General features: G+C 62.6%; 1 protein-coding gene. It reads right to left on the bottom strand.

Annotation, left to right across the window (positions count from 1 at the left end; all coding sequences use genetic code 11):
- Positions 1-214 (bottom strand): Ig-like domain-containing protein (locus H0X90_RS36380; RefSeq protein WP_196438463.1); only part of this gene is annotated, 214 nt, incomplete at both ends.

Here is a 214-nt window from a genome sequence, read left to right as displayed (position 1 = left end):
GACGTACCGTCGGTCGCGTTCACTGTCGGAATCGACGGAGCTGTCGTATCGATCGTCAGGTTGAAGGCCGTACTCGGAACACTCACATTGCCGGCCGTATCCGTTGCGGTGACGGTCAGGCTGTGCGGGCCCTCTCCCAAACCCGTGGTCGGCGTGAACGTCCAGTTTCCGGACGGATCTGCCGTCGTCGTGCCCAGCAACGTCGTGCCGTCAT

Source organism: Burkholderia sp. 9775_39 (genome assembly GCF_015712225.1).
Lineage (GTDB): Bacteria > Pseudomonadota > Gammaproteobacteria > Burkholderiales > Burkholderiaceae > Burkholderia > Burkholderia cenocepacia.
The sequence above is the reverse complement of the archived record's forward strand: the minus strand, read 5'-3'. Positions and strand labels throughout refer to the sequence as shown.